At 71.3% G+C, this 15,966-nt stretch carries 12 protein-coding genes; 1 reads left to right on the top strand and 11 read right to left on the bottom strand.

Annotation, left to right across the window (positions count from 1 at the left end; translation table 11 throughout):
• Positions 1–66: 66 nt before the first annotated feature.
• Complete coding sequence (locus AB1K54_RS12975) at positions 67–1,119, bottom strand: zinc-dependent alcohol dehydrogenase family protein (protein ID WP_371203200.1); 1,053 nt, start codon at positions 1,117–1,119, stop codon at positions 67–69.
• A 104-nt stretch (positions 1,120–1,223) separates the two neighbouring features.
• Between AB1K54_RS12975 and AB1K54_RS12970 the strand changes: the two genes are divergently transcribed.
• Entirely contained in the window at positions 1,224–2,009 is a 786-nt protein-coding gene (locus AB1K54_RS12970; RefSeq protein ID WP_371203172.1) for an alpha/beta fold hydrolase, read from the top strand.
• Positions 2,010–2,108: 99 nt separating this feature from the next.
• On the opposite strand, the gene AB1K54_RS12965 is transcribed toward AB1K54_RS12970, so the two are convergent.
• The 10 genes from AB1K54_RS12965 to AB1K54_RS12920 all read right to left on the bottom strand — a co-directional run bounded on the left by AB1K54_RS12965 (position 2,109) and on the right by AB1K54_RS12920 (position 15,935).
• Entirely contained in the window at positions 2,109–2,609 is a 501-nt protein-coding gene (locus AB1K54_RS12965) for a glutathione peroxidase (protein ID WP_371203171.1), read from the bottom strand.
• 158 nt (positions 2,610–2,767) lie between these two features.
• Entirely contained in the window at positions 2,768–4,447 is a 1,680-nt protein-coding gene (locus tag AB1K54_RS12960) for a formate--tetrahydrofolate ligase (protein ID WP_371203170.1), read from the bottom strand.
• A gap of 204 nt (positions 4,448–4,651) precedes the next feature.
• Positions 4,652–6,664, bottom strand: coding sequence for a DNA helicase RecQ (gene recQ / locus AB1K54_RS12955; RefSeq protein WP_371203199.1), 2,013 nt, complete (start codon positions 6,662–6,664; stop codon positions 4,652–4,654).
• Positions 6,665–6,806: 142 nt separating this feature from the next.
• Positions 6,807–8,264, bottom strand: a complete 1,458-nt coding sequence (locus AB1K54_RS12950) for a cation acetate symporter (RefSeq protein ID WP_371203169.1) — start codon at positions 8,262–8,264, stop codon at positions 6,807–6,809.
• A complete protein-coding gene (locus tag AB1K54_RS12945; RefSeq protein ID WP_371203168.1) occupies positions 8,261–8,656 on the bottom strand; it encodes a heavy metal transporter in 396 nt (131 codons plus the stop codon). Before AB1K54_RS12945 ends, AB1K54_RS12950 begins: the two co-directional genes overlap by 4 nt.
• Entirely contained in the window at positions 8,653–9,408 is a 756-nt protein-coding gene (locus AB1K54_RS12940; protein WP_371203167.1) for a LytR/AlgR family response regulator transcription factor, read from the bottom strand. Before AB1K54_RS12940 ends, AB1K54_RS12945 begins: the two co-directional genes overlap by 4 nt.
• The gene (locus AB1K54_RS12935) at positions 9,405–10,610 is read right to left on the bottom strand and encodes a sensor histidine kinase (protein WP_371203166.1); all 1,206 of its coding nucleotides are present in this window, start codon (positions 10,608–10,610) and stop codon (positions 9,405–9,407) included. Before AB1K54_RS12935 ends, AB1K54_RS12940 begins: the two co-directional genes overlap by 4 nt.
• 34 nt (positions 10,611–10,644) lie before the next feature.
• A complete protein-coding gene (locus AB1K54_RS12930; protein ID WP_371203165.1) occupies positions 10,645–10,881 on the bottom strand; it encodes a YbdD/YjiX family protein in 237 nt (78 codons plus the stop codon).
• Positions 10,882–10,894: 13 nt separating this feature from the next.
• Positions 10,895–13,192 (bottom strand): carbon starvation CstA family protein, encoded by a 2,298-nt coding sequence (locus tag AB1K54_RS12925; protein WP_371203164.1) that lies wholly within the window; start codon positions 13,190–13,192, stop codon positions 10,895–10,897.
• Between the two features lie 139 nt (positions 13,193–13,331).
• Entirely contained in the window at positions 13,332–15,935 is a 2,604-nt protein-coding gene (locus AB1K54_RS12920; RefSeq protein ID WP_371203163.1) for a DEAD/DEAH box helicase, read from the bottom strand.
• Positions 15,936–15,966: the final 31 nt, after the last annotated feature.

Genomic DNA, 15,966 nt, shown 5'->3' with positions numbered 1-15,966 from the left:
CGGGCAGCGCGTCAGGGCGAGTCGCCGCGAAGCGCGCCGGGGCGGCCGGGAACCAGGCGGCCGGGACTACGCGTCGAGGATGACCTTGAGCGCCTTCGTCTCGGCCGCACGGGCGAACACGTCGTACGCGTCGAGAATGTGCTCGAGTGCGAAGTCGTGGCTGGCGAACTTCGAGGCGGCAAGCTTTCCGGACTCGACCATCTTCAGCAGGATGTCGGTGGTGTCGGTGTTGACCAGGCCGGTCGTGACGGTGATGTTCTGGATCCACAGATCCTGGATCGGGAACTCCACGGGCTTGCCGTGCACGCCCGCGTTCGCCACGACACCGCCCGGGCGCACGACCTCGAAGGCGAGGGCGAGGGTCGCCGGAACGCCGACCGCCTCGATCACGACATCCACGCCGAGCCCGTCGGTGAGGGCGAGGATGCGCTCCTTCACGCCCTCGCCCGACACGACCGTGTCGGTCGCGCCGAACTGCCGGGACTGCTCGAGCCGGTTCTCGTCGAGGTCGACGGCGATCACGTGCGCGGGCCCGTACAGCTGCGCGGTCATGATGGCGGCCAGGCCCACCGGGCCCGCGCCGATCACCGCGACCGTGTCGCCCGGCTTCACGCGGCCGTACTTCACGCCGATCTCGTGGCCGGTCGGCAGAATGTCGCTCAGCATCACCCCGTCGCGGTTCGAGACCGAGTCGGGCAGTTTGTAGACGGATGTCTCGGCATACGGCACCCGCACGTACTCGGCCTGCGTGCCGTCGATGAGATGCCCGAAGATCCAGCCGATGCCCGACGCGCCCTCGTCGCCGAGGCAGTGCGAATAGACGCCCTTCTTGCAGAACTCGCACCGGCCGCACGCCGAGATGCACGAGATGAGCACGCGGTCTCCGACCGCCAGCGTCTCGACGGCATCCCCGATCTCGACGATCGTGCCGACGCCCTCGTGACCGAGGATGCGCCCGTCGGTGACGGCGGGCACGTCGCCTTTGAGGATGTGCAGATCGGTGCCGCAGATGGTCGTCGTGTCGATCTTGACCACGACGTCGGTGGGGCGCTGGATCGCCGCCCTGGGGACGTCCTCCCATGCCTTCTGACCCGGACCGTGGAACACAAGCGCTTTCATGGTCTCCATGGCGCTACCCTACTTACGCGCCGCGGAGCGCAACAGGCACCCGAGCGGCCGCGCAAGGGCTTGACCCGCGCACGGCCCGTTGGTTGCATCGAGTCATGCCGAGTGCGACCTCCGCCGACGGAACCCTCATCGCCTACCACCGGTACGGCGAAGGACCGCCCGTGATCATCGTGAACGGCGCGTTTTCGACGGCCGCCGACGCCGAGCCGATCGCGGACGCGTTCGCGTCCGCGGGGCTCGGCGCGGTCACCTACGACCGGCGGGCCCGGCACGACAGCGGCGACACGCGTCCGTACGCCCCCGAACGCGAGGCGGAGGACCTCGCCGCCGTGATCGAGGCGGTCGGCGGGGCTGCCGCCGTGCTGGGACACTCTTCCGGCGCGGTGGTCGCGTGGGTCGCGGCATCCGTCGGCGTGCCCGTCACGCGACTGTTCCTGTCGGAGCCGCCGCTGCACTTCGGCCAGGACGAGCCCGCCGAAGACCTGCCCGAGCGGCTGCAGGCCTTCGTCGACGAGGCCAGGCCCGAGCAGGCCGTGGTGACCTTCCAGCGCGAGGGCATCGGCCTGCCCGAGCAGCTGATCGAGCAGCTGCGGAACACCCCGATGTTCGCCGGGCTGCTGCCGCTCGCGCAGTCCACCGTCTACGACGCGACGCTCACGCGCGCGGTGTCCACTCCCACCGCGCAGATGCGCGCTGTCGGGGTGCCGGTCACGGTGCTGTGCGGGGTCGAGACGTTCCCGTTCCTGATCGCCGCCTCCCGGCGGGTCGCGGAGTCGATTCCCGGCGCCGAGCTCATCGAGGTGCCCGAGTCGGTGGGTCACCGCGTCGACCCCGAGGCGACCGTGCGCCTCGTCGCGGACCGGCTGCGGACGCCGGCCTGACGGCCGTGGAGACGAACCTCGACCTCACCGGGCGCACCTCCACCGGTTCGGCGTGGAGCGCGTGCGCACCTTCCCGCTCTGAGCTGGCACGAATCGCGGTCAGGCCGGGACGGCGCCCTCGATCGCCGCGATCACGGCCGGGTCGTCGGGCTCGGTGTGCGGGCGGAAGCGGTGCACCTCGCCGCCCGGCGTCACGAGGAACTTCTCGAAGTTCCAGGTGACGCGGCCGGCTTTGCCGGAGGCATCCGTCGCCTTCTTCAGCTCGGTGTAGAGCGGATGCTCCCGCCTGCCGTTCACGCGGACGCGGTCGAACACGGGGAAGGTCACCCCGTAGGTCATCGAGCAGAACTGCTTGATCGCCTCGTTGCTGCCCAGCTCCTGCAGGAACTGGTTGCTCGGAAAGGCGAGCACCTGCAGCCCCCGCGCGCCGTACTCCTGCTGCAGCCGCTCGAGCGTCGCGTACTGCGGCGCGAGGCCGCAGCGCGAGGCGACGTTGACGATCAGCAGCGCCTTGCCGTCGTAGTCGGCGAGCGTCTTGGTCTCGCCGTCCATCGTCTGGAACGGGATGTCGGTCAGCGACGGGGTGTCTGTCAGGGACATGTGCGGGACCCTCCTCGGGGAGCGTGCGTGCACTCAGGCTACGACCGTCGGATGGGGCCGAGGGCCGAGTGCGGCAGTTCTCTGCGAGTGCGGCACAGCTATGCGCCGCAGTTGCACGAAACCGCAGCACTCACCGCGAAATCCGGCCGCCGCGGGGCTCAGAACAGACCGACGATGCGGCCCTCGTCATCGATGTCGATCGTGCCGGCGGCCGGGACGGCGGGAAGCCCCGGCATCGTCATGATGTCGCCGCAGATCATCACCACGAACCCGGCGCCCGCCGCCAGCCGCACCTCGCGGATGTCGATCACGTGGCCCTCGGGCGCTCCGCGCAGGCTCGCGTCGGTCGAGAACGAGTACTGCGTCTTGGCGACGCACACCGGCAGGTGCCCGAACCCCTCGTGCTGCAGGCGGTCGATCTGGGTGCGCGCCGCGCGCGAGGCGGTGATGCCGGATGCCCCGTACACGCGCGTCGCGATGGCGCGCATCTTCTCCCACAGCGTCGCATCGTCGGGGTAGGTGAAGGCGAGCTCGGGGGTGTCCGCCGCGGTGCTCAGCCCGACGACCGCACGCGCCAGCTCCTCGGCGCCGGCGCCGCCCTCAGCGAAGTGCCTCGAGACGATCGCCGTGGCGCCGGTGGCCTCGACGGCGGCGATCAGCGCCGAGATCTCGGCATCCGTGTCCTCAGCCCGGTGGTTGATCGCCACGACCGCCGGGATGCCCCACTCCTCGCGCACCGTCCGCAGATGCCTCACGAGGTTGACGGTGCCGCGCTGAAGGGCCTCGACGTTCTCGGCGGGAAGGTCGGCGACGGCGACGCCGCCGTGGTGCTTCATCGCGCGCACCGTGGCGACGATCACCGCAGCCGACGGGCGCAGGCCCGACGTGCGGCACAGGATGTCGACGAACTTCTCGGCTCCGAGGTCGGCGCCGAAGCCCGCTTCGGTCACCACGTAGTCGGCCAGGCGCAGAGCCGATGCCGTCGCGATGAGCGAGTTGCAGCCGTGGGCGATGTTCGCGAAAGGCCCCCCGTGCACGAACGCGGGCGTGTGCTCGATCGTCTGCACGAGGTTGGGCGCGAGCGCATCGCGCAGCACGGCCGCCATCGCCCCGTGGGCGTTGAGGTCGCGGGCGCGCACCGGGGCGCGGTCGCGCGTGTACGCGACGACGATCTCGCCCAGCCGCTCCTTGAGGTCGCGCAGCGAGCGGGCCAGGCAGAAGACCGCCATCACCTCGCTGGCCACAACGATGTCGAACCCGGACTCGCGCGGGTAGCCGTTGCCGGGGCCGCCGAGTCCGGTCACGATGTCGCGCAGCGCGCGGTCGTTCACGTCGAGCACGCGCCGCCAGGTGATGCGCCGCACGTCGATGCCGAGCGCGTTTCCGTGGTGCACGTGGTTGTCGATGAGGGCCGCCAGCAGGTTCGTGGCGACCGCGATCGCGGCGAAGTCGCCGGTGAAGTGCAGGTTGATGTCCTCCATCGGGAGCACCTGCGCGTAGCCGCCGCCCGCAGCTCCGCCCTTCATGCCGAACACCGGCCCGAGCGCGGGCTCGCGCAGGCAGATCATCGTCTTCTCGCCGATGCGGGTGAGCGCGTCGCCGAGGCCGACCGTGGTCGTCGTCTTTCCTTCGCCGGCGGGCGTCGGCGACACCGCGGTCATGAGCACGAGCCGCCCCGTCGGGCGCTCGCGCAGGCTCTCGAGGAACCGCAGCGACACCTTCGCCTTGTGCCGCCCGTACGGCACGAGCGCGTCGTCGGGAATGCCGAGCCTCTCGGCGATCGCGGTGATCGGCTCGAGCTTCGCAGCCTGGGCGATCTCGATGTTGCTGAGAGCCACGTGTCCTCCCCGGGCGTCGGTGCCTGTGCGGGCCAGCCTAGGGTGCCATCCCGCTCAGCCGGGGCTGCGCCCCTGCTGAGCGGGGAATCCGGGCGCCGTGTCCCGCTTTCGAGCACAACACACCCTGGGAATGAACCGGATCGGGACATGACCGCGCGAGACCGGGACAGGGGCGTGCGGGCGATCGATGCTGCCGGGCGCGGGTCACACCGAGGCCGCGATGACCTCCAGCACGGCCTCGCCGTAGGCGTCGCGCTTCTTCACGCCGATGCCCGTGATGCCGTCGAGGTGCGACATGCTGCGCGGGCGCGTCTCGGCGAGGGCCCGCAGCGTGGCGTCGTTGAAGACGACGTACGCGGGCACCCCCTGCTCGCGGGCGATGTCGGCGCGCCACTCCCGCAGCGCTTCGAACACGCCGCGGTCGACCGGGTCGAGCGTGTCGGCCACCGCCGTGCGCCGCACCGACGAGGCGCCGCCGCGCCTTCCGATCACGTCGCGGCGCAGGGGAACCGGGGTCTGGCCGCGCAGCACGCCGGCGGCCGGCTCGCCGAGCGCGAGGGTGCCGTACTCTCCCTGGGGGACGACGATGCCCCGAGCCAAGAGCTGCCGCACGACGCCCCGCCAGTCCTGCTCGCTGAGGTCGGCCCCCAGGCCGAACGTCGACAGTTCGTCATGCCGCTGGCCGGTGACGCGGTCGGTGCGGATGCCGCGGAGGATGTCGATCAGGTGACCTGCGCCGAACGCCTGGTTGCGCTCGCGTTTGAGCCGCACGATCGTCGAGAGGAGCTTCTGCGCCGGCACGAGCCCGTCATAGATCTGCGGCGGCTCGAGGCAGGTGTCGCAGTTGCCGCACGCAGCCGAGTCCTGGCCGAAGTAGGCGAGCAGGTTCTGGCGGCGGCACTGGACCGTCTCGCACAGCCCGAGCATCGCGTCGAGGTGCTGGCCGAGTCGCATCTTGAACGAGCGGTCGCCCGGGCTCTGGTCGATCATGCGGCGCTGCTGCACGACGTCGCCCAGCCCATACGCCATCCACGCCACCGCGGGGTCGCCGTCGCGGCCGGCGCGGCCGGTCTCCTGGTAGTAGCCCTCGACCGACTTCGGCAGGTCGATGTGCGCGACGAAGCGCACGTCGGGCTTGTCGATGCCCATGCCGAAGGCGATCGTCGCGACCATCACGACGCCGTCCTCGCGCAGAAACCGCGACTGGTTGCGCGCGCGCGTCTCGGCGGGAAGCCCCGCGTGATACGGCAGGGCGTCGATGCCCTGCGTGCTCAGGTACTCCGCCGTCTGCTCGACCGATTTGCGGCTGAGCGCGTAGACGATGCCCGCCGATCCCGGCGCCTGCGAACGGATGAACGCCACGAGCTGGCGCCGCGGCTCGGCCTTCGGCTCGATGCGGTACTGGATGTTGGGCCGGTCGAAGCTCGAGACGAAGTGCTTCGCGCGCGGCAGGTCGAGCCGTTCGGTGAGCTCCTTGTGCGTGGCACGGGTCGCGGTCGCGGTGAGCGCCATGCGGGGCACACCGGGGAATCTCTCGGCCAGGTCGCCCAGTGCGAGGTAGTCGGGGCGGAAGTCGTGACCCCACTGCGACACGCAGTGGGCCTCGTCGATCGCGATGACGCTGAGCGTGCCGCGCTGCAGGAGGGCGGTCGTGGCCGCCGCCGACAGGCGCTCGGGGGCGACGTACAGCAGGTCGAGCTGACCGGCCAGGAACGCCCGCTCGACCGCCGCCCGCTCATGCGGCAGCTGCGTCGAGTTGAGGTACGCCGCGCGCACGCCGTTGGCCACCAGCGCGTCGACCTGATCGTGCATCAGCGCGATGAGGGGGCTCACGACCAGGCCCGTGCCCGGTCGCACGAGCGCGGGGATCTGGTACGTGATCGACTTGCCGCCGCCGGTCGGCATCAGCACGACCGCGTCGCCGCCGGCGACCACCTGGGCGACGATCTCGGCCTGGTCGCCGCGGAACTGGTCGTACCCGAAGACCTCCTTGAGCACGGCGCGCGGGTCGGCGCCGGTGCGATCGACGCGGGGGGCGGATGCTGCGCCCCCGGTCTGTTCGAAGACGTCGCCCGGCGGCCCTTCGGCATGCTCAGGAACCGGAGCGTCGTCCTCGGGCGGAACCCACGAGTCGTCGGGCGGGAACCAGTCGTCGTCGGGAGGCGGGGCGGGCTCGGAATCCCACGCCACGTCGACAGAGGGATCGCCGGGTGCCATGCTCACGGTTCCAGGCTAGCCGCGGCGTAGGACACCACCGTCACGCTCACCCGAGGTCGCGCAGTCTCGAGAGCGCCCGGCTCCTGTGGAGGACAGGACGCGCGGCCCGAGGGACCGGCGGGCACGAGAAGCCGCGCAGGCGTCAGACCCGCTCGGGCACGTGGAGTCTCGCGAGGTAGCGGTCGGCCCGCAGGGGCAGGCCGCGGCGGTCCGTGAGCGACACGACCACGACGACGGCGATCGCGAGCGGGATCGTCCAGGCCGCGGGCTGGGCGACGGCGGCGCCGATCCAGCCCGAGCCGGGGTCGATCGCGAAGCCCGCGACCAGCGCGGCGCCACACGTGAGCGCCCCCACCGCCATGCCGGCTACCGCGCCGCGCGCGGTCATGCGCCGCCACCACACGCCCAGCAGCACGACCGGCGAGAGGCTCGACGCCGCGAACACGAAGACCAGCCCGACGCTCGAGACCAGGCCCTCGGGCACGGTCATGAGGGCCACGACCAGTGGGACGGCCGTGCACAGCACCGCCGAGACGCGGAACGAGCGGACGCTGCCCGAGAACACGTCCTGGCTCACGACGCCCGCGAGCGACACGACGAGCCCGGACGACGTGGCGAGGAACGCCGCGAACGCCCCCGCCACGACCAGCGCGGTGAGCAGGTCGCCGGCCAGCCCGGGGATCACTCGCGACGGCAGCAGCAGCACGACGGTGTCGGCCACCCCGGACTGCGCGAGGTCGGGCGCGGCGACCCGTGCGATCAGGCCCATCGTGCTCGACGCGGCGTAGAAGACGCTCACCATCGCGATGACCAGCACCGTCGTGAACCGCGCCGAGACACCCGTCGGGCTCGTGTAGAACCGCACCAGCACGTGGGGCAGACCCATCGTTCCCAGGAGCAGGGCGAGCATCAGCGAAACCGTCGAGTACAGGTCGAAGCTCGCCGGTCCCTGCGCGGCCGGGAACACCAGCGACGCGTCGATGTCGCGTCCGCCGCCGAGGGCGAGCACCAGAAAGACCACCGGCACGATCAGCGCGGTGAGCTTGAGCCAGTACTGGAACGCCTGCACGTAGGTGATCGCGCGCATGCCGCCGGCCGCGACCGCTCCCCCGACCAGCACCGCGACGGTGACCGCCCCGACCCACGGCGGCAGGTCGGCGACGACGCCGAGCGTGAGGGCTGCGCCGTGCAGCTGCGGCACGATGTACAGCCAGCCGATGACCAGCACCACGACGCTCGTCACGCGGCGCGCGCCGAGCGACTCGAAGCGCGCCTGCACGAAGTCGGGGATCGTGTAGGCGCCGCTGCGCCGCAGGGGCGCCGCGACGAACAGCAGCACCAGCAGGTACCCGGCCGCGTAGCCGATCGGAAACCAGAAGCCGCGCGCACCGCCGAGCAGCACCAGGCCCGCCAGCCCCAGGAACGTGCCCGCCGAGAGGTACTCGCCGCTGATGGCCGAAGCGTTCCACACCGGGCGCACGGTGCGCGAGGCGACGAAGAAGTCGCTGGTCGTGCGCGAGATGCGAAGCCCGTAGGCGCCGACCAGAATCGTCGCGACCACCACGAAGGCGACCGCGACGAGGTCGAGGACGGGGTTCACTCGCGCTCCCGCAGAGCCCGGTAGCGTCTCTCGTTGCGCCCGGCGGCGCGCACGTACAGCACCGCGAAGACGAGGATCACCGGATAGAAGCCGTACGCATGCAGCAGCCACGACAGCGGCACGCCCCACAGGGTCGCCCGATCCAGTTCGGGCACGAGCGCCGTCACCAGCGCCAGGACGGCGACCACCACGATGAACCCGACGACAGAGCCCAGGGCGAGGCGCAGCTGAGCGCGCCTGAGCCCGCGGGCGAAGACGGCGTCCGCCTCCTGCGCGGGAGTGCCCGGCAGGGCGATGCCGCGGGTCGCCGTCGACGGGCGGCGAGGCGAGGGTGCGGCCGTCACGCGCTGGCGCGCAGGAGCAGCCGGCGGATGCCGCGGCTCGTCGCTCATCGCGGCGTACCGCCCTCCGGCCGCACGAGCGCCTCGCGCACCGCCGCGACCAGCCGCCGGCTCACCGGCAGCACGATGTCGCCGATCGCGACGTTGGGCTCGGCGCCGCTCAGCCGCAGCGCCGTCACCGATGTGCCGCGCACCAGGAAGGACCGGTGCACGCGCACGAACCCGGCACCTGTCCACCTCTGCTCGAGGTCCGAGATGGGGATGCGCACCAGATGCGAGCCCTGCCCCGTGTGCAGCCGCGAGTAGTCGCCCTGCGCCTGCACGTACCGCACGTCGGAGCGACGCACGAGCCGGATCGTCGAGCCCACCTGCACCGGGAGGGTCTCGTCGTCGTCGGACGCTGAGACCGGCTGCGACCCGCCGGTCGGCGGGACGGATGCCGCGGCCGGCCGCACGATGCGCTCGATCGCCCGCCGCAGCCGCTCGGGGCGCAGCGGCTTGAGCAGGTAGTCCACGGCGTGCACCTCGAACGCCTCGAGCGCCCGCGCCTCGTCGGCCGTCACGAACACGATCGCCGGTGCGACGGCGAACTGCGAGATCGCTCGCGCGAGGTCGAGCCCGGACAGCCCCGGCATGTGGATGTCGAGGAACGCGGCGTCCACCGCCCGCTCCGACAGCGCACGGATCGCCTCTGCGCCAGAGCCCGCCCGCACGATCGTCCCGATCCGCTCGTCGGCGCGCAGCAGGTGCTCGAGCTCGTCGAGCGCGGGGCGTTCATCGTCGGCGATGAGCACATCGATCATGGGTTCGCGACCCCCGGATCGTGCAACGGCTGGGACTTGGGGATCCGCATCCGCACCATGGTACCGGCGCCGAGGTTGGTCTCGACGACCAGTCCGCCCGCATCGCCGTAGAGCTGCCGCAGGCGCGTGTCGACGTTGCGCAGGCCGACGTGGGCGCCGTCGCCGCCGGCGGCGAACAGCCTGCGCAGCGCCTCGGGGTCCATGCCCACGCCGTCGTCGTCGACGGTGATCTCGGTGCGGGTGCCCGCGTCGGCCGAGGTGATCGTGATGGTGCCGCCGCCCTCGCCGGGCTCGAGCCCGTGCCGCACGGCGTTCTCGACCAGCGGCTGCACCGACAGGAAGGGGATCACGGTGCTGAGGGTCTCGGGGGCGATGAGCAGCTTCACCGAGAGCCGGTCGCCGAACCGCGCGTGCTCGAGTTCGAGGTACGAGTGGATGCTCCGCAGCTCCTCGGCGAGGGTGGTGAACTCCCCCTGCCGCCGGAACGAGTACCGCGTGAAGTCGGCGAACTCGAGGACGAGTTCCCGCGCGCGGGGCGGGTCGGTGTTGACGAAGGACGCGATCGCGGTGAGCGCGTTGTAGATGAAGTGCGGGCTGATCTGCGCCCGCAGCGACCGCAGTTCGGCCTCGGCGAGGGCTGTGCGCGAAGCATCCAGCTCCCCCAGCTCGAGCTGCGCCGCGCACCAGTCCGCCACCTCTTCGGCCGCCCGCACGAGCGTCGCCCGCACGGGCGAGGCGAAGGCGACCACCGCCCCGACGACGACACCGTCGATCGCGACCGGCGCGCCCACGGCCTCGAGCCCGTCCGGCGACCCCTCCGGCGCCGGGAAGACCTGGCGGCGCCCGGTCTCGGCGACGCGCTCTGAGATGCGGCGCGCCGCCGCCTCGAGGCCGTCGTGCGGCCCGTCGGTGGCGACGACCTCGTGCCCGCCGTCGCCGTCGCGCCGCACGATCGCGACGGCGGTGCTGCCCAGCAGCACGCGCAGGTGCTTCGCGGCCCGCGCGACCTCGGCAGCGCGCAGCCCGCCGCGCAGGTGACCCGCGGCGAGGCTCGCATGATGCAGCGCGCGATAGGTCGCCTGCTCCGCGTCGCTGCCCAGTTCACGCGATCCGCGTGCCAGGCGCCACGCGAACAGCAGGGTGACCGCGACCACGGCACCGCCCAGCGCGCCGAGCGCTGCGGCCACCACGATGTCGGTCATGCGATCGAGCCTAGGGTTCGCGGCGGCGACGCGCTCAGCAGCAGCGGGCGCCGGGATTGCGGTCCTGGTCGTCCATCTTCTGCTTCCAGAAGGCGCGCTCCGTCAGCGGCTGCTGGCCTGGGTGACGCGCACGATGGTGGGCGACATAGGTGTCGTAGGCGCGGTCGCCCATGAGGTTGGTGACATACCAGCGGATGCCGCGACCGGCCCGCACCGCCAGAGCCCAGGGGCTCTCGCGGTGCGGCGCGGCCGCGGCATCCGTCCGGTTCATGCGTGTGCCGCCCTCAGTGGGCGCCGACCTTCGGACGGTCGGCCTCGGGAAGCTCTTGCCACTGCTTCTCGATCTGCTTCTCGGTGCGCGTGGCCAGGAAGCCCGACGGGGCGAAGCGGCGCGAGACCACCGCCGGGTCTTCGTGGCTGTCGCCTCCGCCCTTGACGATCGCGCGGGCGGTCACGATCACCGAGGCGACGATGACGAAGATCGCGAGCGTCACGAAGATGATCGACAGCGTGCCCTGCACGGCCGTGTTGCGCACGACGGCCTCCATCGCCTCGACGCTGGGCGCCGTGCCGAACGACGTCTTGCCGTCGGCGAGCGCCTGGCGGAAGGCGGCGTTGTTGGCCCAGTACCCGACCTGAGGCACCGGCGAGAAGATCTTGTACATCGACGCGGTGATGGTCACCACCGCGGTGAATGCCAGCGGCACCGCGACGATCCACAGCCACCTGAGGGTGCGCCTGCCGCGCTTGGCGACGATCGCCATCACCACCGCGAGCGCGATGGCCGCCAGCAGCTGGTTGGCGATGCCGAACAGCGGGAAGAACGTGTTGATGCCGCCGAGCGGGTCGGTCACTCCGAGGATCAGGATGTAGCCCCAGCCGGCGACCATGATCGCCGTGCAGATCCACACCCCGGGCCGCCACGAGACGTCCTTGAACTTCGGGAAGACCGCGCCCACGGCATCCTGCAGCATGAATCGCGCCACGCGCGTGCCCGCGTCGACCGCCGTCAGGATGAACAGCGCCTCGAACATGATGGCGAAGTGGTACCAGAAGGCCATCAGCGCCTGCCCGCCGAGGGCCTGCTGCATGATGTGCGCGAGTCCGAGCGCCAGCGTCGGGGCGCCGCCGGTGCGCGAGATGATGCTCTCTTCGCCGACGGCGGCGGCCGTCGAGGTGAGCATGTCGGGCGTGAGGTTCACGCCTGTCAGCCCGAGCGAGTTGACGAAAGCGACGGCGCCGTCGACCGTTCCGAGCGTGGCGGCGGCCGACGCGTTCATCGCGAAGTAGATGCCCCGGTCGATCGAGATCGCCGCGACGAGCGCCATGATCGCGACGAACGACTCCATGAGCATGCCGCCGTAGCCGATGAAGCGCGTCTGGCGCTCCTTCTCGACGAGCTTCGGCGTCGTGCCCGAAGCGATCAGCGCATGGAAGCCCGAGAGCGCTCCGCACGCGATCGTCACGAACAGGAACGGGAAGATCGGACCCGAGAACACCGGGCCCAGCTCGCCGCCGGCGAACTCGCTGAACGCGGGGACGCTGATCTCGGGACGCACGAGCACGATCGCGCCGGCGAGCACGACGATGACGCCGATCTTCATGAACGTCGACAGGTAGTCGCGCGGGGCCAGCAGCAGCCACACCGGCAGGATCGCCGCGACGAAGCCGTAGATGATGATGCCCCACGCGATCGTCGTGCGGTCGAGGTGGAACACCGCGTAGCCCCAGTCGGTGCCGGCGACCCAGCCGCCGGCGACGATCGCGGCGATCAGCAGCACGAAGCCGATGATCGAGATCTCGGTGATGCGCCCGGGGCGGATCCACCGCAGGTAGCAGCCCATGAACAGCGCGATCGGGATCGTCATCGACACGCTGAACACGCCCCACGGGCTCTCACCGAGGGCGTTGACGACGACCAGGGCGAGGATCGCCACGATGATGATCATGATCAGCAGCGACGCGATGATCGCCGCGGTGCCGCCGAATCGGCCGAGTTCGTCGCGCGCCATCTGGCCGATCGAGCGGCCGCCGCGGCGCATCGAGAAGAACAGCACGAGGTAGTCCTGCACGGCGCCGGCGAACACGACACCGACGATGATCCAGAGCGTTCCGGGGAGGAACCCCATCTGCGCGGCCAGGACCGGGCCCACCAGCGGCCCGGCGCCGGCGATCGCGGCGAAGTGGTGCCCGTAGAGCACGCGACGGTCGGTGGGGACGTAGTCCTTGCCGTCCTGCCTGTACTCGGCGGGGGTCGCGCGCCGGTCGTCGGGTCGCGTGATGTACTTCTGGATCACCTTCGAATAGAAGCGGTACCCGATCAGGTACGTGCACACGGCCGCGAACACGAACCAGACCGCGTTGACGGTCTCGCCGCGAACGATCGCGAGCATCGTCCAGGCCACGCCGCCCAGCAGCGCGATCGCCGCCCACAGGGCGATCTTGGGCCCGGTCCACTTCGCCTCGCGCTCGCGCTCCTGTTCGGGCACGGCGATCGGCGGAAGGCTGGGGTCTTGGACGAGCACGGGCTCGTCGTCATCGAGCACGGCTTCTTGCGAGCCGCGGGGGGAGGTGGCAGTCATCGGATCTCCTCTTGGACGCACCGTTGCGTCTTGACAGGCTAGGAATCCGGATGCCCCGTCAGGCCGGTCCCGCCGCTCGCCGGGCGAACATGCGACGAGCGGTCGCGACGATGCGACGAACGGCGACGCCCACAGCCGGTTACAGCCGCACGACCTCGGTCACCCGCACCACGGCGGTGCCCGCCTCTTCGGAGGCGACCAGGTCTACGACCGCGCGGATGCGCCAGTCGTGGTCGCCCGCCGGGTCGTCGAGCACCTGCTCGGCGCGCCAGACGCCGGCGGCGGCATCCGTCTCGTCCACCGTCACCAGCCGCGGCGAACGGGCCGCGCCGCCTGTCAGCAGCTCGTCGTGGTCGTCGTAATAGGCGTCGAGGGCTGCGGGCCACGAGGCGTCGGGATCGAGCTCGACGAGTTCGTCGTCGCGCTGCAGCGCGGCCAGCTGCACGCGCCGGAACAGCTCGTTGCGCACCAGCACTGCGAATGCTCGGCGGTTCGTCAGCACCGACGGCGGCGCGGGGGGCACCACGGGCGCGGACGGGTCGTCGAGAGGGTTCACCAGCGCCGACCACTCGTCCACGAGCGACGAGTCGACCTGCCGCACCAGCTCGCCCAGCCACTCGATCACGTCGACCAGCTCGGGAGTCTGCGCCTCGGCTGGCACGGTCTGCCGCACGGCGCGGTAGGCGTCCGACAGGTAGCGCAGCACGAGACCCTCGCTGCGGCCGAGCTGGTACAGCGACACGAACTCGCCGAACGACAGCGCGCGCTCGAACATGTCGCGCACGACCGACTTCGGCGACAGCTCGAAGTCGCGCACCCACGGCTGGCTCGACGCGAACGTGTCGAACGCCTGCGCGAGCAGTTCGGCGAGGGGCTTGGGATACGTGACGTGCTCGAGCAGCGCCATGCGCTCGTCGTAGTCGAGGCCGTCCTGCTTCATCGCGGCGACCGCCTCGCCGCGGGCCTTGTACTCCTGCTGCGACAGGATCGCCCGCGGGTCGTCGAGGGTCGCCTCGATGACGCTCACGACATCGAGCGCGTAGTGCCCGGTGCCGACGGATGCCGCTGCAGAACTCCTTCGATCCGCACCGGATCCGTCCGATTCCGGCAGGGCGGCGCCCGACCCGCCCGATTCGGAGGAGTTCTGCAGACGCAGGGGCGTGTCGTCGGGGTCGAGCAGCCCGATCGCGGCGAGCGCGAACGGCGACAGCGGCTGGTTGAGCGCGAAGTTCGGCTGCAGGTCGACAGTGAGACGGATGCCCCCACCCGCGGCATCGGCCTCGACGATGCCCGCGTCGCGGAGCGTGCGGAAGATCGCGAGCGCACGGCGCGCGAGCGCGTACCGCTGCGCGCGGGTCTGGTGGTTGTCGAAGACCAGCGAACGGACGTTCTCGAAGACGTCGCCGCCGCGTGCGATCACGTTGATGAGCATGGCTGCGGTCAGCTGCAGCTGCGGGACGAGCGGCTCGGGGGATGCCCCGACCAGGCGCTCGTAAGACCCCTCGCCCCAGTTCACGACCCCGGTGGGGGCCTTCTTGCGCACGATCTTCTTGCGCTTGGCGGGGTCGTCGCCGGCCTTGGCGAGCGCGACGGCGTTCTCGATCTCCCACTCCGGGGCCATCACGACCACGTTGCCGTACGGGTCGTAGCCGGCGCGGCCCGCCCGACCGGCGACCTGGTGGAACTCGCGCGCGCTCAGCTGGCGCATCTTCGTGCCGTCGTACTTCGACAGAGCCGTGATCACGACGGTGCGGATGGGAACGTTGATGCCGACGCCGAGGGTGTCGGTGCCGCAGATCACGCGCAGCAGCCCCCGCTGCGCGAGCGTTTCGACCAGGCGCCGGTAGCGCGGGAGCATTCCGGCGTGGTGCACGCCGATGCCCGCGCGCACGAGCCGCGACAGGGTCTTGCCGAACCCCGTCGTGAACCGGAACCCGCCGATCGCCGCGGCGATGGCGTCGCGCTCTTCGCGGGACGCGACGCGCACCGACGCGAGCGCCTGCGCGCGCTCGAGGGCCGCGGCCTGCGAGAAGTGAACGATGTACACGGGCGCCTCGCGCTGCTCGAGCAGGCGCTCGAGCACGTCCTGCACGGGTCGGCGCTCGTACGAGAAGTGCAGCGGCACCGGGCGCTCGACGCCGGTGATGAGCGCTGTGGAGCGCCCGGTGCGGCGCGAGAGGTCGTCGGCGATCGCGGTCACGTCGCCGAGCGTGGCCGACATCAGCACGAACTGCGCACGCGGCAGCAGCAGCAGCGGGATCTGCCACGCGCCGCCCCGCTCCGGATCGCCGTAGTAGTGGAACTCGTCCATCACGACCTGGTCGACGCGAGCCTCGGGCCCCTCGCGCAGGGCGAGGTTCGCGAGGATCTCGGCGGTGCAGCACACGATCGGCGCATCGGGGTTCACCGACGAGTCGCCCGTGACCATGCCGACGTTCGCCGCGCCGAAGATGTCGACGAGCGCGAAGAACTTCTCGCTCACGAGGGCCTTGATCGGCGCCGTGTAGTAGGTGCGGCCGCCGCGCGCGAGGCACGCCGCGTGAGCGGCGACCGCGACGAGAGACTTGCCGGTGCCGGTCGGGGTCGCCAGCACCACGTTCGCGCCCGACACGATCTCGATGGTCGCCTCGTCCTGCGCGGGGTAGAGCGCGAAGCCGCGATCTGACGCCCACTCGACGAAGCCGAGGTAGGCGGCATCCTCATCCGCTCCCGGCGGCACGGCGTCCAGAATCGACAGCGGCATGGTCCGAGTCTGCCAGGCGCATCCGGCGCCG

It is taken from the genome of Microbacterium sp. BWT-B31 (assembly GCF_041379855.1).
In the GTDB taxonomy this organism is placed as follows: Bacteria; Actinomycetota; Actinomycetes; order Actinomycetales; family Microbacteriaceae; genus Microbacterium.
The sequence above is the reverse complement of the archived record's forward strand: the minus strand, read 5'-3'. Positions and strand labels throughout refer to the sequence as shown.

Excerpts from the sequence above, each read along its gene's own strand:
- AB1K54_RS12945 (WP_371203168.1), bottom strand. The coding sequence starts at position 8,656 with ATGAGCGACGAGCCGCGGCATCCGCCGGCTGCTCCTGCGCGCCAGCGC.
- recQ (WP_371203199.1), bottom strand. The coding sequence starts at position 6,664 with ATGGCACCCGGCGATCCCTCTGTCGACGTGGCGTGGGATTCCGAGCCC.
- AB1K54_RS12920 (WP_371203163.1), bottom strand. The coding sequence starts at position 15,935 with ATGCCGCTGTCGATTCTGGACGCCGTGCCGCCGGGAGCGGATGAGGAT.
- AB1K54_RS12970 (WP_371203172.1), top strand. The coding sequence starts at position 1,224 with ATGCCGAGTGCGACCTCCGCCGACGGAACCCTCATCGCCTACCACCGG.
- AB1K54_RS12965 (WP_371203171.1), bottom strand. The coding sequence starts at position 2,609 with ATGTCCCTGACAGACACCCCGTCGCTGACCGACATCCCGTTCCAGACG.
- AB1K54_RS12940 (WP_371203167.1), bottom strand. The coding sequence starts at position 9,408 with ATGATCGATGTGCTCATCGCCGACGATGAACGCCCCGCGCTCGACGAG.
- AB1K54_RS12930 (WP_371203165.1), bottom strand. The coding sequence starts at position 10,881 with ATGAACCGGACGGATGCCGCGGCCGCGCCGCACCGCGAGAGCCCCTGG.
- AB1K54_RS12975 (WP_371203200.1), bottom strand. The coding sequence starts at position 1,119 with ATGAAAGCGCTTGTGTTCCACGGTCCGGGTCAGAAGGCATGGGAGGAC.
- AB1K54_RS12935 (WP_371203166.1), bottom strand. The coding sequence starts at position 10,610 with ATGACCGACATCGTGGTGGCCGCAGCGCTCGGCGCGCTGGGCGGTGCC.
- AB1K54_RS12925 (WP_371203164.1), bottom strand. The coding sequence starts at position 13,192 with ATGACTGCCACCTCCCCCCGCGGCTCGCAAGAAGCCGTGCTCGATGAC.